The organism is Actinomadura sp. 7K507, from assembly GCF_004348425.1.
Taxonomy (GTDB): Bacteria; Actinomycetota; Actinomycetes; order Streptosporangiales; family Streptosporangiaceae; genus Spirillospora.
Map to the genome: position 1 here is coordinate 23,205 of NZ_SMKK01000040.1, position 23,775 is coordinate 46,979.

General features: G+C 71.2%; 25 protein-coding genes. 3 read left to right on the forward strand and 22 right to left on the reverse strand.

All coding sequences use genetic code 11. The annotated features are described in order from the left end of the window. Nucleotides 1-7: 7 nt before the first annotated feature. From nuoK to E1285_RS12005, 13 genes are all read right to left on the reverse strand, one after another. Nucleotides 8-307: an NADH-quinone oxidoreductase subunit NuoK gene (nuoK, locus tag E1285_RS11945; protein WP_132151163.1), complete on the reverse strand. Its 300-nt coding sequence runs from the start codon at nucleotides 305-307 to the stop codon at nucleotides 8-10. Next, nucleotides 304-1,257, reverse strand: coding sequence for an NADH-quinone oxidoreductase subunit J (locus tag E1285_RS11950; RefSeq protein WP_132151165.1), 954 nt, complete (start codon nucleotides 1,255-1,257; stop codon nucleotides 304-306). Before E1285_RS11950 ends, nuoK begins: the two co-directional genes overlap by 4 nt. Beyond that, nucleotides 1,254-1,787 carry an NADH-quinone oxidoreductase subunit NuoI gene (gene nuoI, locus E1285_RS11955; protein WP_132151167.1) on the reverse strand — a complete coding sequence of 178 codons (534 nt, stop codon included), beginning with the start codon at nucleotides 1,785-1,787 and terminating at the stop codon, nucleotides 1,254-1,256. Before nuoI ends, E1285_RS11950 begins: the two co-directional genes overlap by 4 nt. Next, nucleotides 1,774-3,174 carry an NADH-quinone oxidoreductase subunit NuoH gene (gene nuoH, locus E1285_RS11960; protein WP_132151169.1) on the reverse strand — a complete coding sequence of 467 codons (1,401 nt, stop codon included), beginning with the start codon at nucleotides 3,172-3,174 and terminating at the stop codon, nucleotides 1,774-1,776. The genes nuoI and nuoH overlap by 14 nt, the downstream gene beginning before the upstream one ends. Further along, entirely contained in the window at nucleotides 3,171-5,657 is a 2,487-nt protein-coding gene (locus E1285_RS11965; protein WP_132151171.1) for an NADH-quinone oxidoreductase subunit G, read from the reverse strand. The genes nuoH and E1285_RS11965 overlap by 4 nt, the downstream gene beginning before the upstream one ends. Then, nucleotides 5,654-6,952 (reverse strand): NADH-quinone oxidoreductase subunit NuoF, encoded by a 1,299-nt coding sequence (gene nuoF / locus E1285_RS11970; protein ID WP_132151173.1) that lies wholly within the window; start codon nucleotides 6,950-6,952, stop codon nucleotides 5,654-5,656. The genes E1285_RS11965 and nuoF overlap by 4 nt, the downstream gene beginning before the upstream one ends. Then, nucleotides 6,949-7,728, reverse strand: coding sequence for an NADH-quinone oxidoreductase subunit NuoE (gene nuoE, locus E1285_RS11975; RefSeq protein WP_132151175.1), 780 nt, complete (start codon nucleotides 7,726-7,728; stop codon nucleotides 6,949-6,951). Before nuoE ends, nuoF begins: the two co-directional genes overlap by 4 nt. Beyond that, entirely contained in the window at nucleotides 7,725-9,074 is a 1,350-nt protein-coding gene (locus E1285_RS11980; RefSeq protein ID WP_132151177.1) for an NADH-quinone oxidoreductase subunit D, read from the reverse strand. Before E1285_RS11980 ends, nuoE begins: the two co-directional genes overlap by 4 nt. Then, complete coding sequence (locus E1285_RS11985) at nucleotides 9,071-9,850, reverse strand: NADH-quinone oxidoreductase subunit C (RefSeq protein WP_132151179.1); 780 nt, start codon at nucleotides 9,848-9,850, stop codon at nucleotides 9,071-9,073. Before E1285_RS11985 ends, E1285_RS11980 begins: the two co-directional genes overlap by 4 nt. Nucleotides 9,851-9,853: 3 nt before the next feature. Further along, nucleotides 9,854-10,399 carry an NADH-quinone oxidoreductase subunit B gene (locus E1285_RS11990; RefSeq protein ID WP_132151181.1) on the reverse strand — a complete coding sequence of 182 codons (546 nt, stop codon included), beginning with the start codon at nucleotides 10,397-10,399 and terminating at the stop codon, nucleotides 9,854-9,856. Nucleotide 10,400: 1 nt separating this feature from the next. Then, a complete protein-coding gene (locus E1285_RS11995; RefSeq protein WP_132151183.1) occupies nucleotides 10,401-10,760 on the reverse strand; it encodes an NADH-quinone oxidoreductase subunit A in 360 nt (119 codons plus the stop codon). Between the two features lie 199 nt (nucleotides 10,761-10,959). Then, the gene (locus tag E1285_RS12000) at nucleotides 10,960-12,216 is read right to left on the reverse strand and encodes a geranylgeranyl reductase family protein (RefSeq protein ID WP_207946549.1); all 1,257 of its coding nucleotides are present in this window, start codon (nucleotides 12,214-12,216) and stop codon (nucleotides 10,960-10,962) included. A 138-nt stretch (nucleotides 12,217-12,354) separates the two neighbouring features. After that, complete coding sequence (locus E1285_RS12005) at nucleotides 12,355-13,056, reverse strand: demethylmenaquinone methyltransferase (RefSeq protein ID WP_132151187.1); 702 nt, start codon at nucleotides 13,054-13,056, stop codon at nucleotides 12,355-12,357. 120 nt (nucleotides 13,057-13,176) lie between these two features. Between E1285_RS12005 and E1285_RS12010 the strand changes: the two genes are divergently transcribed. Then, nucleotides 13,177-13,416 carry a DUF4229 domain-containing protein gene (locus tag E1285_RS12010; protein WP_132151189.1) on the forward strand — a complete coding sequence of 80 codons (240 nt, stop codon included), beginning with the start codon at nucleotides 13,177-13,179 and terminating at the stop codon, nucleotides 13,414-13,416. A gap of 4 nt (nucleotides 13,417-13,420) precedes the next feature. On the opposite strand, the gene E1285_RS12015 is transcribed toward E1285_RS12010, so the two are convergent. Further along, nucleotides 13,421-14,443 carry a threonine/serine dehydratase gene (locus E1285_RS12015; protein WP_132151191.1) on the reverse strand — a complete coding sequence of 341 codons (1,023 nt, stop codon included), beginning with the start codon at nucleotides 14,441-14,443 and terminating at the stop codon, nucleotides 13,421-13,423. A gap of 247 nt (nucleotides 14,444-14,690) precedes the next feature. Here E1285_RS12015 and E1285_RS12020 point away from each other — a divergent pair, with 247 nt between their 5' ends. Further along, on the forward strand, nucleotides 14,691-14,894 hold the full coding sequence (locus tag E1285_RS12020; RefSeq protein WP_131877188.1) for a BldC family transcriptional regulator: 204 nt from the start codon (nucleotides 14,691-14,693) through the stop codon (nucleotides 14,892-14,894). A gap of 167 nt (nucleotides 14,895-15,061) precedes the next feature. Here the strand turns inward: E1285_RS12020 and E1285_RS12025 are convergent, their stop codons facing one another. After that, the gene (locus E1285_RS12025; protein WP_132151193.1) at nucleotides 15,062-15,337 is read right to left on the reverse strand and encodes a hypothetical protein; all 276 of its coding nucleotides are present in this window, start codon (nucleotides 15,335-15,337) and stop codon (nucleotides 15,062-15,064) included. Nucleotides 15,338-15,354: 17 nt separating this feature from the next. Beyond that, nucleotides 15,355-16,353, reverse strand: coding sequence for a hypothetical protein (locus E1285_RS12030; RefSeq protein WP_132151195.1), 999 nt, complete (start codon nucleotides 16,351-16,353; stop codon nucleotides 15,355-15,357). 145 nt (nucleotides 16,354-16,498) lie between these two features. On the opposite strand from E1285_RS12030, the gene E1285_RS12035 reads away from it, so the two are divergent. Further along, a complete protein-coding gene (locus E1285_RS12035) occupies nucleotides 16,499-16,780 on the forward strand; it encodes a PLDc N-terminal domain-containing protein (protein ID WP_243722728.1) in 282 nt (93 codons plus the stop codon). Between the two features lie 78 nt (nucleotides 16,781-16,858). On the opposite strand, the gene ccsB is transcribed toward E1285_RS12035, so the two are convergent. The 6 genes from ccsB to E1285_RS46570 form a co-directional block, all read right to left on the reverse strand. Continuing rightward, nucleotides 16,859-17,851 carry a c-type cytochrome biogenesis protein CcsB gene (gene ccsB, locus E1285_RS12040; RefSeq protein ID WP_243722729.1) on the reverse strand — a complete coding sequence of 331 codons (993 nt, stop codon included), beginning with the start codon at nucleotides 17,849-17,851 and terminating at the stop codon, nucleotides 16,859-16,861. A 5-nt stretch (nucleotides 17,852-17,856) separates the two neighbouring features. After that, a complete protein-coding gene (locus E1285_RS12045; protein WP_207946550.1) occupies nucleotides 17,857-19,806 on the reverse strand; it encodes a cytochrome c biogenesis protein ResB in 1,950 nt (649 codons plus the stop codon). Nucleotide 19,807: 1 nt separating this feature from the next. Beyond that, entirely contained in the window at nucleotides 19,808-20,551 is a 744-nt protein-coding gene (locus E1285_RS12050) for a cytochrome c biogenesis protein CcdA (protein ID WP_132151199.1), read from the reverse strand. A gap of 100 nt (nucleotides 20,552-20,651) precedes the next feature. After that, nucleotides 20,652-21,242 (reverse strand): TlpA family protein disulfide reductase, encoded by a 591-nt coding sequence (locus tag E1285_RS12055; RefSeq protein ID WP_243722730.1) that lies wholly within the window; start codon nucleotides 21,240-21,242, stop codon nucleotides 20,652-20,654. A gap of 45 nt (nucleotides 21,243-21,287) precedes the next feature. Beyond that, entirely contained in the window at nucleotides 21,288-21,926 is a 639-nt protein-coding gene (locus E1285_RS12060) for a histidine phosphatase family protein (protein WP_132151201.1), read from the reverse strand. A gap of 86 nt (nucleotides 21,927-22,012) precedes the next feature. Further along, nucleotides 22,013-23,775 (reverse strand): serine/threonine-protein kinase (locus tag E1285_RS46570; RefSeq protein WP_207946551.1); only part of this gene is annotated, 1,763 nt, incomplete at its 5' end.

The window sequence follows — 23,775 nt, forward strand, 5'->3', positions numbered from 1 at the left end:
CAGCCTCTCAGTACTTCAGCAGGTTGACGTCGTCCACCGACGACGACCTGCGGGTCCGGAAGACGGTCATGATGATCGCCAGGCCCACCACGACCTCCGCCGCGGCCACCACCATCACGAAGAAGGCGATGATCTGGCCGTCGAGGTTGCCGTGCATGCGGGAGAACGTGATGAACGCCAGGTTCGTCGCGTTCAGCATGAGCTCGACGCACATGAACACCACGAGCGCGTTGCGGCGCACGAGCACGCCGAGCGCGCCGATGGTGAACAGGATCGCCGAGAGCGCCAGGTAGTGCCCCGGACTCATGAACCAGCCTCGCCTTCACGCTCGTTGCCGCCGGTCCGGCCGCCGCCCGCGCCGCCGCCCGCGCCGCCCTCGGCACCGCCGTCCACGGGCGTCCCGGGCTTGACGACGCGCGACTCGGCGTCGGCGTCCTCGGCTTCTTCGGTGACGGCCTGGACGGCCCGCACGTTGTGCTCGACCGCCTCTTCCTCGGTCCTGCCGCCCAGGTCGGCGTGCCGCTCCGTGGTGTCGGCGCGGGCCGCGATGACCGGGTTGACCGACAGTGCCGACGGTGTCCCGTCGGGCAGCAGCGCCGGCATGTCGACGGCGTTGTGCAGCGCGTAGGTGCCGGGGCCGGGCAGCGTCCCCGGGTGGTCGCCGGACAGGAACCGCTCCTTGGACAGGGACTTCTGCGTCGCCTTCGGCCCGATCCGCTCCCGGTGTGCCACCACCATCGCGCCCAGCGCCGCGGTGATCAGCAGGGCGCTGGTCGCCTCGAACGCGAACACGTACTTGGAGAACAGCAGCCGGGCCAGGCCGACGATATTGCCCTCGGCGTTGGCCTGCTGCAGGCCGGCCGCGCCGCCGAGCGCCGCGTTCCCGATACCGGTGGCCAGCAGCGCGATGAATCCGATCGCGGCGACCGCCGCCCAGAAACGCTGGCCGCGGATCGTCTCCACCAGCGAGTCGGTGGAGCTCACTCCGACGAGCATCACCACGAACAGGAACAGCATCAGCACCGCGCCGGTGTAGACGATCACCTGCACGAACGCCAGGAACGGGGCGTTCTGGATCGCGTACAGGCCGGCGAGGGACAGCATCACGGCGGCCAGCATCAGCGCCGAGTGCACCGCCTTCCGCATGAAGATCATGCCGAGGGCGGCGCTGACCGAGACGATCGCCAGCAGCCAGAAGAAGAACGGCTCGCCGGCCTGCTTGTCGGCCACCTCCGCCGCGAGGATGGAGGCGTTCACCGGCCTTCACCGTCCTCGTCGGGCTGGAGGCCGAGGCGGTAGTAGTCCTCCTCGGTGTCGCCGAGCCGCATCTCGTGCGGCGGCGTCTCCATGCCCTCGCGCAGCGGCGCCAGCAGCATCTCCTTGGTGTAGATCAGGCTCTCGCGGCTGTCGTCGGCGAGCTCGTACTCGTTGGTCATCGTGAGCGCCCGCGTCGGGCACGCCTCGATGCACAGCCCGCACAGGATGCAGCGCAGATAGTTGATCTGGTAGATGCGTCCGTACCGCTCGCCGGGCGAGTAGCGCTCGTCGGCGGTGTTGTCGGCGCCCTCGACGAAGATGGCGTCGGCGGGACACGCCCAGGCGCACAGCTCGCAGCCGATGCACTTCTCCAGCCCGTCCGGCCACCGGTTGAGCTGGTGCCGGCCGTGGAAGCGCGGGGCGGTCGGCCGCTTCACCTCGGGGTACTGAACGGTCTCGCTCTTCGTGAAAATCTGGTGGAACGAGACCCCGAACCCCTTGACCGGGTTCAGGAAATCAGTTAGTCCCACTGGTGACCTCCTCAGGAGGGGTTTTCATCTTGGATGCGCCGGCAGGCCCACCGTGGTAGTGAGGCGCGTCCATCGGCGGCACCGGGAACCCGCCCGCGGCCGGTTCGGGCGTCTCGGCCTTGCCCGCGCCGGGCACGATCTCCTTCTCGTCCTCGCCGCCGCGGAACATCTCCCAGACCACCGTGGCCACCAGCACCACCGCCGCCGCCACCGCGGCGACGATCACGATCTGCTGCATGTCGTAGCCCTCGTTGCGCAGCGCGCGGATGGTGGCGACCAGCAGGATCCAGCCGAGCGAGAAGGGCATCAGCACCTTCCAGCCGAGCTTCATCAGCTGGTCGTAGCGCACGCGCGGCAGCGTGCCGCGCAGCCAGATGAAGAAGAAGATGAACAGGCCGACCTTGATCAGGAACCACAGCACCGGCCACCAGCCGGAGTTGGCGCCCTCCCACACCGTGCTGATCGGCGGGGGCGCCCGCCAGCCGCCGAGGAACAGCGTGGTGGCCAGGGCCGACAGCGTCGCGAGGTTGATGTACTCGGCGAGGAAGAACATCGCGAACTTCAGCGACGAGTACTCGGTGTGGAAGCCGCCGACGATCTCGCCCTCGCCCTCGGGCAGGTCGAACGGGATACGGCTGGACTCGCCCATCATCGTGATCACGAACACGATGAAGGACGGCGCCAGCAGGAGCGCGAACCACCGGTCGTGCTGCGCCGCGACGATCTCCGAGGTGGACATCGAGCCCGCGAACATGAACACCGCAACGAACGACAGCGCCATCGCGATCTCGTAGGAGATCACCTGCGCGGACGAGCGGAGCCCGCCGAGCAGCGAGTACGGCGACATCGACGCCCAGCCGGCGAGCACGAACCCGTACACGCCGAGCGACGCCATCGCCAGCACCAGCAGCACCGCGACCGGCAGGTCGGTGCCCTGCAGCGGCGTCTGGTGCCCGAAGATCGACACCGTCGGGCCGACCGGGATGACGGCGAACGAGATGAACGCCGGGACGGCCGCCGCGACCGGCGCCAGGACGAACACGACCTTGTCGACCTGGCGGGGGACGATGTCCTCCTTCAGCGCCAGCTTGACGCCGTCGGCGAGGCTCTGCAGCAGGCCCTGCGGCCCGGCGCGGTTCGGGCCCACGCGCAGCTGCATCCGGCCGATGACGCGCCGCTCGATCCACATCGTCATCAGCACGGTCACGACGAGGAACGCGAAGATGGCGAGGACCTTGCCGCCGATCAGCCACCACGGGTCCGAGCCGAAGTCCTTCAGCGTCGGATCCGCGGCGACGGTGTTGACCGGGCCCGTGTTGAAAGGCGCCGTGTTGAAAGGCCCCGTGTTGAAAGGCGCCGTGTTCAAAGGTACGGCCAGCGGGCTCATTCGCCGCCTCCAGCGATCTCGTCGGAAGCCGTCGCGCCCGCGAGCGAACCGCTCGCGATCTTGACGACGCCGCCGGCCGCGGCGCCCAGGTCCCGGTACAGCGAGCAGCCGGCCGAGTTGGTCGGCAGCCACACCACCCGGTCGGGCAGGTCGGCGGTCACTTCGAGCGGCAGCGTGACCTCGCCGCGCGCAGCCGCCACCGTCACCGCGGCGGTGGCACCGATCTCCGCGGCCGTCGCGGGCGACAGCCGCACCACCGCGGACTTGGCGGTGCCCGCCAGGAACGGCTCGCCGTCCTGGAGGCGGCCCCGGTCCAGCAGCAGCCGCCAGGTCGCCACCAGCGCCTCCCCCTGCTCGGGGTGCGGCGGCAGCGTCTGCGCCACGTCCGGCGCCTCCGGCCGCTCACCGCGGTAGGCGCCGAGCTCGGTCAGCTCGCGGCGCGCCGCCTCCGGGCCGGGCAGGCCCAGGTGGACGTCCATCTCGTCGGCGAGGGAGTCCAGCACCCGCAGGTCGGACATCCGCCCGGCGGACTTGAGCACGACGTCGAACTGGCGGCCGCGGCCCTCCCAGTCGACGAACGTGCCGGCCTTCTCCGCCACGGCCGCGACCGGGAACACGACGTCGGCGCGGTCGGTGACCGCGCTCGGCCGCTGCTCCAGGCTCACCACGAACGGGGTGGCGTCCAGGGCCCGCAGCATCGCGTCCGGGTCGGGCAGGTCGTAGGGGTCGACGCCGCCGACGAGCAGCGCGCCGCGCCGTCCCCCGGCCGCCGCCGCGAGGATGGCGGCCGCGTCCTCGCCCGGCCCCGAAGGCAGGTCGGCGACGCCCCAGACGCGGGCGACCTCGGCCCGCGCGGACGGGTCGGACACCGGGCGGCCGATCGGCAGCAGACCGGGCAGCGCCCCGGCCTCGACCGCGCCGCGCTCCCCGGCCCGGCGCGGCACCCACGCCAGCCGGGCGCCGGTCACCCGCGCCAGCCGCACCGCCGAGGTCAGCGCACCGGGGCTCCCGGCGAGCCGCTCGCCCACCAGGATCACCGCGCCCGGCGTCTCCAGCTGCGTCCGGACGTCGGACCGGGCGGCGTCCCCGATCACCGAGGCGAGCGTGTCGGCCTCCGCGCCGGGCGCCGTCGGCAGCAGCGTGCCGCCGACCTTCTCCAGCCCGCGGGTCGCGAACGGGGCCGCCGAGTACACCGCCAGCGCGTTGTTGCGGTGCGCCTTGCGGAGCCGCAGGAACACGATCGGCGACTCCTCCTCCGGCTCGAAACCGGCGAGGAGGACCGCGGGCGCCTTCTCCAGGTCGAGGTAGGACACCTCGATCGAGCGTCCCGCGACCGACGAGGCGAGGAAGCGCGACTCCTCGTCCGACAGCGGCCGGGCCCGGAAGTCGACGTCGTTGGTGCCGAGCGCGATCCGGGCGAACTTGGAGTAGGCGTAGGCGTCCTCAAGGGTGACGCGGCCACCGGTCAGGACGGCGGCGCCCTCGCCCCCGGCCGAACGGCGCGCCGCCGCGAGGCCCTCCGCCGCGATCGTGAGCGCCTCCGGCCACGACGCCGGTTCCAGCACGCCGTCCTCGTTGCGGACGAGCGGGTGCGTGAGCCGCTCCGGCTGCGCCGCGTAGGTGAACGCCCAGCGGCCCTTGTCGCAGTTCCACTCCTCGTTGACCTGCGGGTCGTCGCCGGCCAGCCGCCGCGTGACCTTGCCGCGCCGGTGGTCGGTCCGCATCGAGCAGCCGGACGCGCAGTGCTCGCAGACGCTCGGCGTCGACACCAGGTCGAACGGGCGGGACCGGAACCGGTACGCGGTGCCGGTCAGCGCGCCCACCGGGCAGATCTGCACGGTGTTGCCGGAGAAGTAGGACTGGAACGGCCGGTCCTCGGCGATCCCGACCTCCTCCTTGGCGCCGCGCTCGAACAGGTCGATGAACGCGTCGCCGGCGATCTGCTCGGAGAACCGGGTGCAGCGCGTGCACTGGATGCAGCGCTCCCGGTCCAGCAGCACCTGGCTGGAGAGCGGGAGCGGCTTCGGCCACGTCCGCTTGGTCTCCACGAACCGCGTCTCGCCGCGGCCGTTGGACATCGCCTGGTTCTGCAGCGGGCACTCGCCGCCCTTGTCGCAGACCGGGCAGTCCAGCGGGTGGTTGATGAGGAGGAACTCCATGATGCCGTGCTGGGCCTTGTCGGCCACCGGCGAGGTGAGCTGGGTCTGGACGACCATGCCCGGCATCACCGGAGTCGTGCACGACGCCTGCGGCTTCGGCATCCCGCGGCCGTTGCCGGCGTCGGGGATCTCCACCAGGCACTGCCGGCACGCCCCGATCGGCTCCAGCAGCGGATGCTCGCAGAACCGGGGGATCTGGATGCCGAGCAGCTCGGCGGCCCGGATGATCAGCGTGCCCTTCGGCACCTCGATCTCGAAGCCGTCGATGGTGCAGGAGACCATCTCGACCTTCTCCACCGCCGACTTGTCGTCGGTGACGGTCACTTGGCACCTCCCCAGAGGGTGGACTTGGCCGGGTCGAACGGGCAGCCGCCCTGCTCGAAGTGCTGGAGGTACTCGTCCCGGAACAGCTTGATGGACGACACGACGGGGCTCGTCGCGCCGTCGCCGAGGGCGCAGAACGCGCGGCCGAGGATGTTGTCGGAGATGTCGAGGAGGGTCTCCAGGTCCTCGTCGGTGCCGTCCCCGGCCTCCAGCCGCTTGATCATCAGCTTGTACCAGTAGGTGCCCTCGCGGCACGGCGTGCACTTGCCGCACGACTCGTGCGCGTAGAACTCCGACCAGCGCAGCACGGCCCGGACGACGCAGGTCGTCTCGTCGAAGATCTGCAGCGCGCGGGTGCCGAGCATCGACCCGGCGGCGCCGACGGACTCGAAGTCCAGCGGGACGTCCAGGTGCTCGTCGGTGAAGATCGGGGTGGACGACCCGCCGGGCGTCCAGAACTTCAGCCGGTGCCCCTCGCGGACGCCGCCCGCCATGTCGAGCAGCTCCCGCAGCGTGATCCCGAGCGGCGCCTCGTACTGGCCGGGCCGCGTCACGTGCCCGGACAGCGAGAAGATCCCGTAGCCCTGGGACTTCTCGGTGCCCATCGCGGCGAACCACTCGGGGCCGTTCTGGACGATCGAGGGAACCGACGCGATCGACTCGACGTTGTTGATGACAGTAGGGCCGCCGTACAGGCCGGCGACCGCCGGGAAGGGGGGCTTCAGCCTGGGCTGGCCGCGGAACCCCTCAAGGGAGTCCAGCAGCGCCGTCTCCTCGCCGCAGATGTAGGCCCCGGCGCCGCTGTGGACGACGACGTCCAGGTCGTAACCGGACCCGAGGATGTCCTTGCCGAGGTAGCCCGCCTCGTACGCCTCCGCCACGGCCTGGTGCAGCCGCCGGATGACGTGCAGCACCTCGCCGCGCACGTAGATGAACGCGATGTTCGACTTGATCGCGTACGAGCTGATGATCGTGCCCTCGATGAGCACGTGCGGGTTCGCCATCATCAGCGGGATGTCCTTGCACGTGCCCGGCTCGGACTCGTCGGCGTTCACCACCAGGTAGCGCGGGTTCGGGCTGCTCGGCGGCAGGAACCCCCACTTCATGCCGGTGGGGAAGCCCGCGCCGCCGCGGCCGCGGAGCCCGGAGTCCTTGACCGCCTGGACGATCTCGTCCGGCTCCATCCGGAACGCCGTGCGCAGCGCCTTGTAGCCGCCCTCCCGCTCGTAGCCCGCGCGGGTGAACGAGTCGGCCTGGTCCCAGTGCTTGGTGAGGATCGGGGTCAGCGTGGTCACTTGTTCCGTCCCTCCTGGGTGCCGGGCTTGGCCTCGCCGGGGATCGGCTTGCCCGGCTCGTGCGGTGGTTCGGCGATCTGCTCCGGCTTCACCGGCTCGTCCGGACGCTCCCGGTCGACATCGCTCGCCGGGGCCTCCCAGCCGCGGTCCTGCGCGAGCTTGAGCCCGCGCAGCGACTCCGGCCCGGCCTGGACGCCCTCACCGGCGCGCCCGTCGGGGAACCCCGCGAGCACGCGGGACGCCTCCTGCCAGGTGGCCAGGCTGTCGGCGCCGCGCGTGGGCGGCACCCGCTCGCCCGACCGCAGGTCGTCGACGAGCTTCTTGGCCTTCTCGGGAGTCATGTTGTCGAAGAACTCCCAGTTGACCATCATCACCGGCGCGAAGTCGCAGGCCGCGTTGCACTCGATCCGCTCGAGGCTGACCTTGCCGTCCGGGGTGGCCTCGTCGTGGCCGAGCCCGGTGTGCTCGCTCAGCTCGTCCCAGATCTGGTCGCCGCCCATGATCGCGCACAGCGTGTTGATGCACACGCCGACGTGGTACTCGCCGACCGGCGCCTGCTTGTACTGCGTGTAGAACGTCACGACGCCCGTGACCTGCGCGGGCGTGATACCGAGCTGCTCCGCGCAGAACTCGATGCCGTCCTGCGTGACGTGCCCCTCCTCCGACTGCACCAGGTGCAGCATCGGCAGCAGCGCCGACCTCGGCCGCGGATAACGGCCGATGAGCAGCTTGGCGTCACGTTCCAGACGTTCCCGAACCTCCGGCTCGTACGTCATCGGTCCACACCCCCCATGACCGGGTCGAGACTGGCGACCGCGGCGATGATGTCGGCGACCATGCCGCCCTCCGACATCGCCGGGACGGCCTGCAGGTTGACGAAGGACGGGTCGCGGAAGTGGGCGCGGAACGGGCGGGTGCCGCCGTCGCTCACCACGTGCGCGGCCAGCTCGCCGCGCGGCGACTCGATCGGCACGTACGCCTGCCCGGCCGGCACCCGGAAGCCCTCCGTCACCAGCTTGAAGTGATGGATCAGCGCCTCCATCGAGGTGCCCATGATGTGCGCGATGTGCCGGGGCGAGTTGCCCAGGCCGTCCGCGCCCATCGCCAGCTGCGCCGGCCACCCGATCTTCTTGTCCTCGATCATCACCGGGCCCTTGGCGGTGGTCTGCAGCCGCTCCAGGCACTGCTCGACGATCTTCAGCGACTCCTCCATCTCGTCCATCCGGACGAGGTAGCGCCCGTACACGTCGCAGGTGTCCTGCGTCGGCACCTCGAAGTCGTAGGTCTCGTAGCCGCAGTACGGCTGCGACTTGCGCAGGTCCCACGGGAGCCCGGTCGCGCGCAGGACCGGGCCGGTGATGCCGAGCGCCATGCAGCCGGTCAGGTCCAGGTACGCGACGTCCTTCGTCCGCGCCACGAACACCGGGTTGTCGTCCATCAGCTTGCGCAGTGCCTCGATGCGCTTCGGCATCCGGTCCAGATAGTCGCGGATCTTGCTGGCCGCGCCGCTCGGCAGGTCCTGCGAGACCCCGCCCGGACGGATGTAGGCGTGGTTCATGCGCAGGCCGGTGATCTCCTCGAACAGGTCGAGGGTGTACTCGCGCTCCAGGAACCCGTTGAGCATCACCGTCGTCGCGCCGAGTTCGAGGCCGAACGTCGCGATCGCGACCAGGTGCGAGGAGATCCGGTTCAGCTCCATCATCATCACGCGGATGATCTGGGCCCGCTCCGGTACCTCGTCGGTGATGCCGAGGAGCCTCTCCACGCTCAGGCAGTACGCCGTCTCGTTGTGCAGCGGCGCCAGGTAGTCCATCCGGGTGCAGAACGTGGTGCCCTGCGTCCAGGTACGGAACTCCATGTTCTTCTCGATGCCGGTGTGGAGGTACCCGATGTTCACCCGGGCCTCGTTCACCGTCTCGCCGTCGAGCGTGAGGATGAGCCGGAGCACGCCGTGCGTGGACGGGTGCTGCGGGCCCATGTTGACGACGAGCCGCTCGTCGTCCGCGTCCTGGGCGCCGGCGACGACCCTGTCCCAGTCCTGCCCGCCGACGTCGTAGACCTTGCCCTCGGCCGCCTCTTCCGCGGCGTAGGCGTCGTACTCGGTGTACTTCGTGGAACTCATACGTACGACCGCCTTTCGTCCGGCGGGGGAATCTCCGCTCCGCGGTACTCGACGGGGATGCCGCCGAGAGGGTAGTCCTTGCGCTGCGGATGGCCGACCCAGTCGTCCGGCATCTCGATGCGGGTGAGCGCGGGGTGGCCGTCGTAGACGATCCCGAAGAAGTCGTAGGTCTCCCGCTCGTGCCAGTCGCTCGTCGGGTAGACCGGCACCAGCGACGGCATGTGCGGGTCGGCGTCGGGGCAGGTCGTCTCCAGCCGGACGCGCCGGTTGTGCGTGATCGACAGCAGGTGCGCGACGGAGTGCAGCTCCGCGCCCTCGTCCTTCGGGTAGTGGACGCCGGACACGCCCGAGCACAGCTCGAAGCGCAGGGACGGGTCGTCCCGCATGGTCTGCGCCACCTCGCGCAGGTGCTCGCGCTTGACGTAGAACGTCAGCTCACCGCGGTCGACCACGACACGCTCGATGGCGTCACCGAAACTCGGCCCCGTTTTCTCCGGGGACGACCCCGGACCCCGGAGAGCTCGCTCGAGCTCGTCCGCGATCTCGTCGAACTCGCCGGGTTCGGCCGCGCCGCGGGGCCCGCCGTACGGGCGCGCCGCGGACACCTTCGGGGTCTGCCGGACGACCAGCCCGCCGTAGCCGGACGTGTCGCCGGTCGTCTTCGCGCCGAACATGCCCTGCCGGACGACCGGCTGCTCCTGGCGCTCCTCCTCGGTCTGCGCGGGCAGCTGGTCGGCGGCCTGCTCGGCCTTCTGCTCCGGGTGCTCGGAACTCATGGATCAGGCCCCCTGTCCGAGCAGCGGAAGCCGGCGCCGCTTGGCCTCTTCGAGCTCGGCGATCTGCTTCTGGCGCTGCGGGCCGAGCTTGGTGTTCTGGATCTGGTCGTGCAGCTTCAGGATCGAGTCGATCAGCATCTCCGGCCGCGGCGGACAGCCCGGCAAATAGATGTCCACCGGGACGACGTGGTCGACGCCCTGCACGATCGCGTAATTGTTGAACATGCCGCCGGAAGAGGCGCACACGCCCATCGCGATGACCCACTTCGGCTCGGTCATCTGGTCGTAGATCTGGCGCAGAACCGGGGCCATCTTCTGGCTCACCCGGCCCGCCACGATCATCAGGTCGGCCTGGCGCGGCGTCGCCGAGGCACGCTCCATCCCCCACCGGGAGAAGTCGTGCCGGGGGTCGCCGGCCGCCATCATCTCGATCGCGCAGCAGGCCAGGCCGAACGTCGCCGGCCACACCGAACTCTTGCGCGCCCATCCCGCGACCTGCTCGACCGTGGTCAGCAGGAAGCCGCTGGGAAGTTTCTCCTCAAGACCCATGTCAGTCCCACTCCAGACCGCCGCGCCGCCACACATAGGCGTACGCCACTAGGACGGCGGCGATGAAAAGGACCATCTCGACAAGGGCGAACATCCCCATCCGGTCGAACGCGACCGCCCAGGGGTAAAGGAAGATGATCTCAATGTCGAAGATGATGAACAGCATCGCCGTCAGGTAGTACTTAATCGGAAAGCGCCCGCCGCCGACCGGCTGCGGGGTCGGCTCGATTCCGCACTCGTATGCGTCGAGCCGGGCGCGGTTCCACCGCTTGGGCCCGGTGAACGAGGCCATCACCACCGAGCCGGCGGCGAAGGCGAAGGCGAGCACCCCCAGTGCGATGAGCGGAATATAGAGATCCATACCGCTACGGCCTCTCCTCGGAACGTACGACGTTGTACGGGACGGGCCCGCGGCGGGCCGCCACCCTAGCCAAGGTGATCAAATAGGGCTCCCCTCAGGGGGTCGGTCATGCACTTTAGTCCGCTCACCTGCGGAAGCTTGAATTCGGACGGGTGCCCAGCGCCGTGTCTCATGCCGCCGTGTCTCATGCCGCTGTGTCTCATGCCGACGGCGCCACCTTCTGCATCGCGTTGATGACGCGGTCCATCGAGTCCCCGCCCTTGGGGTCGGTCAGGTTCGCGAGCAGCTTGAGCGTGAACCGCATCAGCGTGGGGTGGGGCAGCCCGTGCGCGGTGAGGAACTTCATCAGGCGCGGGTCGCCGATGGCCTGGACGAACAGCCGGGCCAGCGTGAAGTAGCCGCCGTGGTCGTCCTTCAGGATCCGCGGGTACTCGTACAGCGTCCGCTCCCGCTGCGCGGGGGTGCGGCGCGCGAGCGCCTGCACCATGATGTCGGCGGCCAGCCGGCCGGACTCCAGCGCGTAGTCGATGCCCTCCCCGTTGAACGGGTTGACCATGCCGCCGGCGTCGCCGACCAGCAGCATCCCGCGGGTGTAGTGCGGCTGCCGGTTGAAGCCCATCGGCAGCGCCGCGCCGCGGATCTTCGAGGTCGCGTGGTCCTCGTCGAACTGCCAGTCCTCGGGCATCTGCGCGCACCAGCGCCGCATCATGCCCCGGTAGTCGACGTTCTGGAACGCCTTGCTGGTGTTGAGGAGGCCGAGGCCGACGTTGGACGTTCCGTCCCCCACGCCGAAGACCCAGCCGTAGCCGGGCAGGAGGCGCTCGCCGTCCCACAGCTCCAGCCACGCCTCCATGTAGTCGTCGTCGTGGCGGGGCGTCTGGAAGTAGCGGCGGACCGCGACGCCCATCGGGCGGTCCTCGCGCCGCCGCAGGCCCATGGCGAGCGACAGCCGGGTCGAGCCGCCGTCGGCCGCGACGACCAGCGGCGCGTGGAACTCGACGTCCTCGCCCTCGTGGGTGGCGGTGACGCCGGTGATGCGGTCGGTGCGCTCGTCCAGGATCGGGCCGGTGACGTTGCAGCCCTGCAGCAGCCGGGCGCCGGCCTTCGCGGCGTGCTCGGCGAGGAGCTGGTCGAAGTCGGTGCGCTTGCGGACGAGCCCGAAGTCGGGGAACGTCGCCAGCTCCGGCCACGGCAGCTCCACCTTGACGCCGCCGCCGTAGATGCGCAGGCCCTTGTTGCGTCCCCAGCCGGGGTCGTTGACGTCGACGCCCATCCCGATGAGGGCGCGGACGGCGCGGGGGGTGAGGCCGTCACCGCAGATCTTGTCGCGCGGGAAGGTGGACTTCTCGAGCAGGAACACCTCAAGGCCGGCCTGCGCCAGCCAATAGGCGGTGGACGATCCGGCGGGGCCTGCCCCGACGACGATGACATCTGCGTGCCGGGCGGAGTCGGTCACGGCGTTCCTCTTCAGCTCGTTCGCTTGTGAAGCACTTCACAAGAGATCCGGTGGGGAGTCTATTCCTTTATCACGACTGGTGCGTACTTCTGGGCCGGTCCGGGTTGGATCGGTCCCGCCGCGCCAGCCGCCCGCGGCTCATCCCGGATTGACAGCGTGGTGCATCGCCGCCACCCCGAACGTGAGGTCGCGCCAGCGCACACCGTCCCAGCCCGCGCCCTGGATCAGCCGGGCCAGCGCCGCCTGGTCCGGCCACTCGAGCGTCGACTCGGCGAGATAACGGTAGGAGTCGGGATTGGAGCTGACCCGCGCCAGCAGCGGCAGCCCGTACCTCAGGTGCGCCTTGTGCCCGAGCGCCAGCAGCCCGTTCGGAGGGTGGCTCACCTCACAGACCAGCAGCCGCCCGCCCGTCCTGGTGACCCGCCGCAACTCGCGCAGCGCCAGCCCGGTGTCGGCGACGTTGCGGAGCCCGAACGAGATCGTCACCGCGTCGAACGACCCGTCCGCGAACGGCAGCCGCAGCGCGTCCCCCGCCACGAAGCCCAGCCGCCGCACGGCCGCCTGCCGCCGCACGCCCACCCGCAGCATGCCGAGCGAGAAGTCGCACGCCACCGTGTCGGCGCCCGCCTCGGCGAACGGCACCGAGGACGTCCCCGTCCCCGCCGCGAGGTCGAGGATCCGCTCGCCCGGCCTCGCCTCCACCGCCCGCACGACCCGCCGCCGCCACCGCCGGTCCTGCCCGCCGGTCATCAGCGTGTTCAGCAGGTCGTACCGCTCGGCGGTCCCGTCGAACATCGCCGCGACATCGGCGGGCTTCTTGTCAAGGGAGGCGCGGCTCATGCCCCCACCCTAGAGGCCCCGGGGGGCGAGGCCGGTGACCCGGGGTGCGTGCTCCCCGGGCGCTCTCCACCCCGGGGCCCAGGGGCAGGTCACCATGGCTGCGGGTAGCCTCGAAGGACCATGCGTTCCGTCATCTTCTACACCGCCGCGCGGCTCGCTATCTTCCTGGCGACCATGGGAGTGCTGGCGCTGGCCGGGGCCCGCGGGTTCCTGCTCCTGATGCTGGCACTGCTGATCAGCGGCGTCGTCAGCTACGTCCTCCTGTCCGTGCAGCGTGACCGGATGTCCTCCGCGGTCTTGTCCGGTGTCCGCGCCCAGCGGGCGAGGTTCCGCAAATCCGTCAGCAAGGAAGACGCCTAGCGGCTCACTTGAGCACGTCCAAGAACAGGTTCGGGTCGACGTTGCCGCCGGACAGGATCGATACGTAGGTGCGCCCGGCCGGGAGTTCGGGGCGGCGGTAGAGGTATGCGGCGGTGGCCACGGCGCCCGCCGGCTCGGCGATCAGGCGGGCCTCCCTGGCCAGGCGGCGCATCGACGTTCTGATCTCGTCCTCGGTGACGGTGACGATCCCGTCCACATGGGCGCGCATGTGCGCGAAGGGCAGGTCGCCGACCCGCTGGACGCGCAGGGCGTCGGCGATGGTGCGGCCGGTCGCCTCCGCGTCCCAGGCGACGGGACGTCCCGCGCCCATCGACTCGCGGGCGTCGGCGGCGAGCTCGGGTTCCACGCCGACGATCACGGCCTCGGGGCGCAGCGCCTTGACCGCGGCGGACACCCCGGCGATCAGGCCGCCGCCGCTGACCGGGACGAGGACCACGTCCACGTCCGGGCGGTCCTGCACGATCTCGATGCCGACCGTGCCCTGGCCCGCGATGACCCGGGCGTCGTCGTAGGGCGGGATCATCGCGAAGCCGTGCGCGCCGGCGAGCTTGGCCGCGGTCTCGGCGCGGGCCTGCGACGTCGGCTCGACGTAGACGATCTCGGCGCCGAGCGCCATGCACGCGTCGACCTTGACGGCCGGGGTGGTGTGCGGCATGACCAGCACGGCCTTGGTGCCGAGGGCCCGCGCCGCGTAGGCGACGGCCTGCGCGTGGTTGCCGCTGGAGTGCGTGACCACGCCGCGCTCGCGCTCGGCCCGGGGCAATGCGGAGATGGCGGCGTACGCGCCGCGCAGCTTGAACGCGCCGATCGGCTGCAGCGACTCGGCCTTCACCAGCAGCGACGGCTCCCCAGCGGCGGAGCCGTCGCCGACTGAGTCATCGCCGGCGGAGCCATCGCCGGCGGGGGCGGGGTCGCGCGGGAACGGGACGAGCGGCGTCCGGACGGCGACGCCCGCGATGCGCTCGGCGGCACGTTCCATCTCCGGCAGCGATACAAGATCGGACATGTTCTGGGAGACTACTTCGCGCGGCGGGCGGGGGCGCCCGGCGGCCCGTTCCGCACGTGACTTGGCAGGTCAAACGGGGTCAACGTGATCTGCGTTACCGATGACGCGGGCACCGACCGTGATCGCTCCTGCTCGGCGAACTACGGACCGTGATCTTTTCCGAAAACAAGGGAGAAATCGGTCTTGACCCGCCACACTGTTAAACAGTCCACCCGCGCCGAGAGCGGGACAAAGGGGGAGAGAAAACGTGGAGAGCACGAGCGAGCGCCTGCTGACCCCAGGGGAGGTCGCCGCCCTCTTCCGGGTCGACCCGAAGACGGTCACCCGGTGGGCCGCCGCGGGACGGATCAGCAGCATCCGTACCCCGGGGGGGCACAGGCGCTTCCGCGAGTCAGAGGTGCACGCGCTGCTGCGCGGCGAAGAGCCCATCGTCGAGCATTCGGCCCGCTGACCCCGGTCCCCGCCGCCCCGGCCGCTGCCGCACCGCGCCGTGGCAGTCCCTCGGGAAATCCCTCGCCCGGGCGGCCGGGGTCCACTCCTCCACGTCCGAGCCTGAGCCCATCCCCGGTCTGAGTTCGTCCCCCGTCTGAATTCGGCCCCGCTCGAATTCATCCTCGATTACGCCTGGTCTCCGGATTCCCCCGCCTTCCACTCCTCGAACCGGCGGAGCAGGTCCGCGTCCTCGTCCCGCCAGCGGCGGCGCCTCTCCTCCAGTTCCTCCTCGGTGAGCGACTCGCCCAGGAGCCGGTCGTAGCCGGGGTCGCCCGGCCCGATCTCGACGTAGGCGTCGGCGATGATCGGCCCCTCGCCCGCCGCGGACCCGGGCTCGGCGGGCTCCTCGAGAACGCTGTGCGGGACCCGGAGCGTGCCGTCGGGGAGCCGGATCACGTACATCCTCGATCACCCCTCCCCTAGATCCCGTACCGGCGGTTGAAGAAGAGCATGACCTCCAGGGCGGTCCGGATGCTGCCGCCGAGCATATCCACGAGGGCGGGGCGCTGCCGGGACGAGATCGCGGCGAACGCGTCCGCGAAGAACTCGCGGCGGCCGAGCGCGTCGGGCTGCCGGTGGAAGTCGCTCGCCAGATGCGGCCTGCACTCCTCGTAGAGCCTCCTGAAGGCGGGGCTGTCGGACGTCCACTCGCCGTCGTCGCCGTCGATGTCGTCGAGCGCGTGCCCGACCTCGTGCAGCATCACGTCCGGCGTCGGGGACGGCCGGTCGCCGACGACGATCTTGCGGTCGCCGTACGCGCCGGCGCAGATGTCCCAGGTGGCGCGGCCCGACGGGAGCGGCCGGTCGCGCAGGTGGCCCATGTCGTCGAGCTGCGGGACGCCGCCGGGCCCCACGTAGATGCCGTCGAGCCCGCCCGCGAGCTTCTCCTTCAGCGGCTCGGGCAGCGACGCCAGGCTGTCCACGGCCCCGATCACCTCGGGTGTCGGCGGCCCCTCCCGGACGTCCCACTGCCGGTAGAGGATGCCCTCCAGAGCGCCGCAGTCGCGGCGGCCGTCGGCGGCGTGCGGCGTCCCCGGCGGGTGCGGCTCCACGCGCAGCCGGTCGTCCTCCAGCTCGAAGTCGCTCCACGAGAGGTCGCCGGAGCGCGGCCGCCCGGGCCTGCGGCGTCCGAACCGGCCGGTGAGCCCGGCCACCGCGTCACCGCCGTCGACGCCGCCGCCGTCCGGGCCGCCATTCGCGTCGGCGCGGTCCGGGCCGAGCGCGTAGTCGTCGTCGCGGCCCGCCTTGCGGAACCGGCCGAACCGGTCGCGCGGCTGGTTGCTGCGGGGCCGCACCTGCCCGGAGTCCGGCGGCGACGGGGAGTACGCGGCGGCGTCGGCCTCGCGGCTCTGCGCGCGACGGAGCGACTCCCGGCTCCGCAGCTCCCGGGGCTTGCGATGGACGCCTTTGAAGCGCATCAGGCTCCTCTGTCGACGGGGCCCGCGGGATTCACAAGCGACGCTCATCGAGTCCGTGACGGACAAGGCCCCGCAAGAAGGGTAAGCCGGAACCCGACTTGGCGTCATCCCCGCGAGTCACGGATACCCTTTTGTCGTGATAAACGTGCTGGTTACGCTGCTTTTGCTCGGTATCTGGATCTACTGCTGCCTGGACGTGCTCCGGACCGACGCGTCCGAGCTGCGGCACCTGTCCAAGACGGGCTGGCTCGCGATCGCCTTCTTCGGCTTCCTCATCGGCTCCGTCCTGTGGCTGCTGGACGGCCGTCCCCGCAACCGCCAGGCCGTCCTCGGCTCGCGGATGGCCGCCGCCGGCCCGCTCGGACCGGACGACGACCCGGCGTTCCTGCGCGACCTGGAACGCCGCCTCCGCGGCGAGGACGGCTGAGGCGCGCAGCGGACGGCTGGGCGCGCCTCAGGCGTGGATGTACGTCAGGCGTGGATGTGGCTCAGGCGTGGATGTGGCTCAGGCGTAGGAGTGCAGGCCCGAGAACATGTAGTTCACGCCGAAGAAGTTGAACATCAGCGCGGCGAACGCCAGCAGCGACAGGACCGCGGCCTTGCGGCCCTTCCACCCGGCCGTGGAGCGGGCGTGCAGGTAGGCGGCGTAGATGATCCAGGTGATGAAGGACCAGATCTCCTTGGGGTCCCAGCCCCAGTAGCGACCCCACGCCTCGTCGGCCCAGATGGCGCCCATGATGATCGCGGCCGTCCAGATCGGGAACGCGAACATCGTGACCCGCATGGCGAGGCGGTCCAGGCTCTCGGCCGACGGCACGTGGGCCAGGATGCCGCCCGTGCCGGTGCCGCGGGACTCCGCGCGGCTCTTCAGCAGGTAGAGGATCGTGGCGGCGCCCGCGACGGTGAACGCGCCCGTCGCGATGATCGCGGCGCTCACGTGGATGGCGATCCAGTAGGAGTTCAGCGCCGGGGTGACCGGGCCGACCGAGTCGTACAGCCAGATGTTCGCCACACCCAGCCCGGCGACGGCGGCGGCCATGACGAACGCGCCGAGGAAGCGCGCCTTGTACCGGAACATCACGACCATGAACGCGGTGACGGCGGCGAACGTGATCGCGGTGAGGAACTCGTACATGTTCCCCCACGGCCACCGGCTCGCCGACAGCCCGCGTGACACGATGACGCCCAGGTGCGCGCCCCAGCCCAGCACGGTCACCAGGAGCGCGAGGCGGACCCAGTCGACCTGCGGGCGCTGGCTCTCGTCCTCGCCGTCGTCGGCATCCTCTGCCACCGATCCGGCGTCCTTGGTCCCGGTCTCGGCGCCCGCGGCGCCCACCAGGACCTTGGCCTCCGCCTTCTCCGACGCCGTTCCGGCCGCCGCCGCGCGGCGGCGGCCGAAGCCGAGGTCGACGGCGTAGGCGGCCAGCGCGACCACGTACATGACCACGGTGGTCAGCATGAGCTTGTCGCTCAGGTTCGCGAGCTCCGCAGTGCTCACCCTCGTCACTCCTTCGATTCGGCCGCCGGCCCGGCCCCGCGGCCGGCGGCGGGCTCGCTGTCGGGCCCCTCGTCGTCAGGTCCGTCGCCGCCGGACCTCTCGTCGCCGGACCCCTCGTCCGACCCTTCGCCGTCGGGTCGTTCGCCGTCGGGTCGTTCGCCGTCGGGTCGTTCGCCGTCGGGTCGTTCGCCGTCGGGTCCTTCGCCGTCGGGTCCTTCGCCGTCGGGTCCTTCGCCGTCGGGTCCTTCGCCGCCGGGTCCTTCGCCGCCGGATCCCTCGCCGCCGGATCCTTCGCCGTCGGGCCCTTCGTCTGGTCCGTCGCCGTCAGGTGCCGCGTCGCCGGGGGCTTCGTCGCCGGGTTCGTCCTGGGGGCCGCGCAGTGCGGTCACGATCTCGTCGAACTCGGGGGTCGGGTTCCCCAGCGTGAGCCCGCCGACCTCGACCACCGTACGCCCGCCCTTCCCGGCGCTCGCACGGACCCACACCCTGCGGCGCCTGACCATGAACGACGTCGCCACGCCCAGCACCGCGAGGATGGCCGCGACCAGGGCGGGGACGCGTCCCGGGTCCCGGTTGACCGAGAGGGTCACGTACTGCTTCAGGCCGTCGAACGTGACCGACCCGGCGCCGCCGGGCAGTTCGAACGTCTCCCCCGGCTCCAGCAGCTTCTGGCCGTCCTTGACGGGGTGGAGCGTCTCGCCGAGGCCCTCCAGCTTGTAGACCGACTGCGGGGTCCCGGAGTCCAGGCCGATGTCGCCCTTGAACGCCGAGATCGTGACGACCGGGCGGAGCGGCGCCGGGAACGCCGAGACGATCTGCTTCCCGTCCTCGCTCGCCATCGCGGTCGGCCACAGGATCCCGTAGAAGGCGAGCTGGTCGGGCTGGGCGTCGGGGGCCTTGATGACGCCCTCGGACGTCTGGTTCCGCGGCTCCATCTCCAGGAACGGCACCGAGTCCTGGAACGCGACGTTGCCCTCGGCGTCCCGGACGGTGAAGGTCGGGGCGTAGCCGTGCCCGAGCAGGTACACCTTCGCCCCGCCGACGCCGAGCGGATGGTTCATCCGCAGGTCGTACGGCTTCTCCGCGGCGTCCGGGCTGGCCCGATAGCGCATGTCGGCGTTGAAGGAGATGGGCTGGCCGCGCTTGTCGCCCTCGGTCTGGTACTCGACCTTGAAGTCGTCCAGCGACACGGTGAACGGTGCCAGCTCGCCGTCGTTGAAAGCCCGTCCCGGCTTGAACTGGTCGTACTGGTTGAGCGAGTTGGCGAACGTCTTGCCCTCGGTCAGCAGCACGTTCCCCTGGTAGCCGAACAGGTTCCCGAGGCCGAGCGCGAACAGCAGGCCCAGCAGCGCCACGTGGAAGAGCAGGTTGCCGGACTCGCCCAGGTAGCCCTTCTCGGCGGACGCCGCGCCGCCGGAGACGTCCACGCGGAACCGGCGCCCGCGCAGCGCCTTGCGCGCCTCGGCGAGGACGTCCTCCGGGGACGTGTCCGTCTCGTACTTCGCGGACTGGGGCAGCCGCCCGAAGTTGCGGGGCGCCGCCGGCGGCCGGGCCCGCATCGACCGGTAGTGGTGGGACGCGCGGGGGATGACGCAGCCGGCGAGCGAGACGAACAGCAGGATGTAGATCGCCGCGAACCAGGGCGCGGCGAACACGTCGAACATCGACAGCCGGTCCAGCCACGGACCGAGCGTCTCGTGCTCTTCGAGGTACGTCGCGACGTCCCCCGGCGCCTGCCCCCGCTGCGGCAGGATCGACCCGGGGACCGCGCCGAGCGCCACGAGGAACAGCAAAATCAGCGCGGTGCGCATCGTCGTGAGCTGCCGCCAGCCCCACCGCAGCCAGCCGAGCGGGCCCATGCCGACGGGGCGCGTCGCCTCCCCCGGCGCCCGCCGCGCGGCGGGCGACCGTGTCCCCGACTCGCCGTCTCTTACTTCGTCCTGGATCTCAGTCATCTCAAATAACCGGTTCGAAGCCGCTGATCCACGACTTCAGTTCGATGTTCAGGTCACCCCACAGGCCGCTGACCAGCAGCACCCCGATGAGGACGAGCATCCCCCCGCCGATCCGCATGACCAGGGGGTAGTGGCGCTTCACGGCGCTGAACGCGCCGAGTGCCCAACGGTAGGCGATCGCGGCGGCCACGAACGGCAGCCCCAGGCCCAGGCAGTACGCGAGCGACAGCAGCGCGCCGCGTCCGGCGCTGGCCTCGGTGACGGCGAGGCTCTGCACGGCCCCCAGCGTCGGCCCGATGCACGGCGTCCAGCCGAGCCCGAACAGGACGCCGAGCAGCGGCGCCCCCGCGAGACCGGCCGCGGGGAGCCGTCCCGACTTCATCGTCCGCTGCAGCCCCGGGATCAGGCCCATGAACGCGAGGCCGAACAGGATCGTGACGACGCCGAGGACGCGGGTGATCGTCTCCTGGTACTCCAGCAGCCACCGGCCCAGGCCCCCGAAGATCGCGCCGTAGCTGATGAACACGACGCTGAACCCCGCGATGAACAGCAGGGTGCCCGCGAGCAGCCGTCCGCGCCGCTGGTCGGCCAGGTCCGCGCCGCTCATGCCCGTCACGTACGACAGGTAGCCCGGCACCAGCGGCAGGACGCACGGCGAGGCGAACGAGACGAGCCCGGCGAGCGCCGCCAGCGGTGCCGCCACCACCAGCGACCCGCTGAAAACCGTCTCGGTGAGGGGACTCACTTTCCGGCCGTGCTCACTTCTGGGCCGCTCACCTGTCGGCCGCTCACGTCTCGGCCCCTCACTTCTGGGCCGCCTGCTCGGCCGCTCGTTTCCGGGCTGCTCATTTCTCGGCGGAGACCTTGGTGACCAGCGGGGTGAGCTTGGAGTAAGTCGTCGCGCCCACGATGCGGGCGGCGATGCGGCCTTGCCGGTCCAGGACGAGCGTGCTCGGGATCGCGCTGGGCGGAACCTCGCGGAACGCCAGCGTGACCTGGCCGTCGGCGTCGAACAGGCTCGGATAGGTGATCTTGAACTTGCGCTCGAACGCCTCGGCGTTCGCCTTGGAGTCCTTGAAGTTGACGCCGAGGAACTCGACGCCCTTGTCCTTGTTCTCCGTGTAGACGTGCTGCAGTGACGGCGCCTCACCGCGGCAGGGCGCGCACCAGGACGCCCAGAAGTTGACGACCACGACCTTGCCCTTGAAGTCGGCGAGCTTGAACGGCTCACCGTCCAGGAGCTCGCCGCTGACGCCCTGGACGTTCGTGCGGTCGGCGGGCTTGAACTCGGTGACGTTGCCGTCGCCCGAGATGAACCTGTCGTCGTTCCCGCCCGGTCCGTTCTCCGAGGCGCTGGACCCGGCGCAGCCGGCCAGCAGCCCGCAGAGCGCGACGACGGTGGCGGCGGCGCGCAGAGGGGAGATTCGGGGGCTCAACGGACCCTCCTACTACAAGACGTAGTACACAACGTACCGGTGCTGTCAGGCACCCGCGACACTGGGGCCCTTCGCGATCCCGGCGGCGGGCTCGCAGTAGGACACCTCCACGAGCCGGCTGCCGTCGAACGTCAGGCTGGTGACGCTGGCCAGGGTGCATTCGCGCTTGTTCGGCAGATGCCAGAGGCGGCGGCGCTCGGCGTGCAGCCGCAGGATCCACACGGGCAGCTGGTGGCTGACGCACACGGCCTCGTGCCCGCGCGCCGTCTCCCGCGCCCGGATCACGGCGGCGCGCATCCGCGCCGCGAGCCCCCGGTACGGCTCCCCCCAGGACGGGCGGAACGGGTTGCGCAGGTGGTACCAGTGCTCCGGACGGCGCAGCGAACCCGCCCCGGCCCCGAACGTCAGCCCCTCGAAGTGGTTGTCGGCCTCGATCAGACGATCGTCCACCGTGACCGGCAGGTCGAGCGCGTCGCCGAGCGGCGCGGCCGTCTCCAGCGCCCGCTGCATCGGCGAGGAGAACAGCGCGGTCACGTCCCGTTCGGCGAACCATTTCGCGGCGGCCTTCGCCATGAGGACACCGTCCTCGCTGAGGCGGTACCCGGGCAGCCGCCCGTACAGGATGCCCTCGGGATTGTGCACCTCACCGTGCCGCAGCAGGTGAACGATGGTCATGTCTTTCATCGCACGCCAGACTACCCAGGCCCGGCGCCCGCCCCGCCCGCAGGCCGGGCCCTATGGGGACGGCACCCTCAGGCCGGTGGGAACGCTCACCGCTTCGCCGCGGTCACGTACTGCCCGATGCGCTTCGCGACACGGTCCAGGTCGGCCTTGGGGACGTTCGTGCCCTCGGCCCGCTGGACGAACCAGTAGGTGAGGGCGGCGGTGCAGACGTCCGCTTTCTGCCACGGCATGACGCACCTGAGGGGTTGCGCCCTCTCCGTCTGGGGGGTCGTCCCCCGCGTCGCCAGTGTGACCGACACGTAGGGCGACGGCGGCTGGTCGGCGCCTGCCGGCGGTTCGATTCCGAGCATCGCCTTGAGCGTGGGCACGCCGGTCGGGAGGTCCTGCCGGTTCGTCACGGAGGCAGTGCACGACTGGCCCTGGCCGCGGGCACGTTGCGCGCCCGGGGAGTCCGGGAAGTACAGGCAGAGTTGGCTCATGATCCCGCCGACCGAGCCCTCCCACTTCTGCAGGATCGTCCCCGCCGCTCCCTCTCCGACCATGTCGGCGCCGCCGGAGATGCCGAACGAGCTCTGGCACTGAACCCCGGCCGGGCCGATGATGTAGTTCCCCTGCTGCGCCATGCGGTATACGGCCGTGCCCTCCGGCATCTCGACCTGCCCGGGAAGCCGGACGGTTCCGGGTCCGGGCGAGGCGGTGATCGGCTCGCCGGTCGGGCCGAGGGTGTCGCAGTCCCGTACGTCGGCGACGGTCGCCGCCGCGACCGTCGCGGGGGGCCTCGGCGCGGGGTCCGGCTCGGTGACGTCCCGGACGGCGACGACGCCGGCCCCGACGACCACGACCGTTCCGACCGCGGCGGCCGTCTTCCCGGCGCCGCTGCCGAAGAACGCCTTCACGGCGCTCGTCCCTCCGGCCTTCCCCGCGCCCGCGGCGTTTCCGGCCTGCCCGGCAACGTGTCCCGCGCCCTGCGCGGCGGCCGCCGTCCCGGCGGACTGGCCCGCCGCCATCCCGGTCGCGGACGCCGCACCGGGCATCAGCCAGGCGGCCAGCGGGAACAGGGCGGCGAGGGCGACGGCGGACGCGGCCAGGGTCCGGACGCCGCGCGCCTCCCAGTCCTCGCCGTAGGCCTCCCGGGCGGTGCGCTCCAGCTCGTCCACGAACGCGGAGGCGCCTTGCGGACGGTCCTCCGGGGTCTTGGCCATGCCCCGGGCCACCAGCCGCCGGAGCGGCTCGGGCACGGCCCCGACCGGGACGGGGGCGGTCAGGTGGGCCCGCATCAGCTCGGCGCGGCCGCCCGAGTAGGGGCGCTGCCCGCTGACGCACTCGACGAACACGCAGGTCGCCGCGTACACGTCGCACGCGGGTGTGGCGACGTGCCGGTTCCACTGTTCCGGCGCCATGTAGTACGCCGTGCCCGCACCGCCCGCCTCCTGCCCGGCCGACGTCGCGATGCCGAAGTCGACGAGGCGGCTCTGCCCGTCCGCCGGCACGACGACGTTGGCGGGCTTGTAGTCGCGGTGGACGACGCCGACCGCGTGCGCCGCCGCCAGGCCCAGCAGTGAGCCCTTGAGCACGGTCAGGGACGCCTCCGGGCCGAGTGCCCCGTGCCGTTCCAGCACGTCCTTGAGGGAGACGCCGTCGACGGCCTCCATGATGATGGCGGCGGTTCCCGGTCCCTCGACGAGCCGGTAGAGGCGGGCCACGTGCGGGCTGTCCGCCTGGCCGAGCATCCTGGCCTCCTGCCGCAGCCGTTCCCGGGCGGCCTCGCCGGCCGCGCCGGCCAGGTACTTGATCGCCACCGGTGTGCCCGATTGCGCATGCCGGGCGAGCACGACCCGCCCCTGGGCGC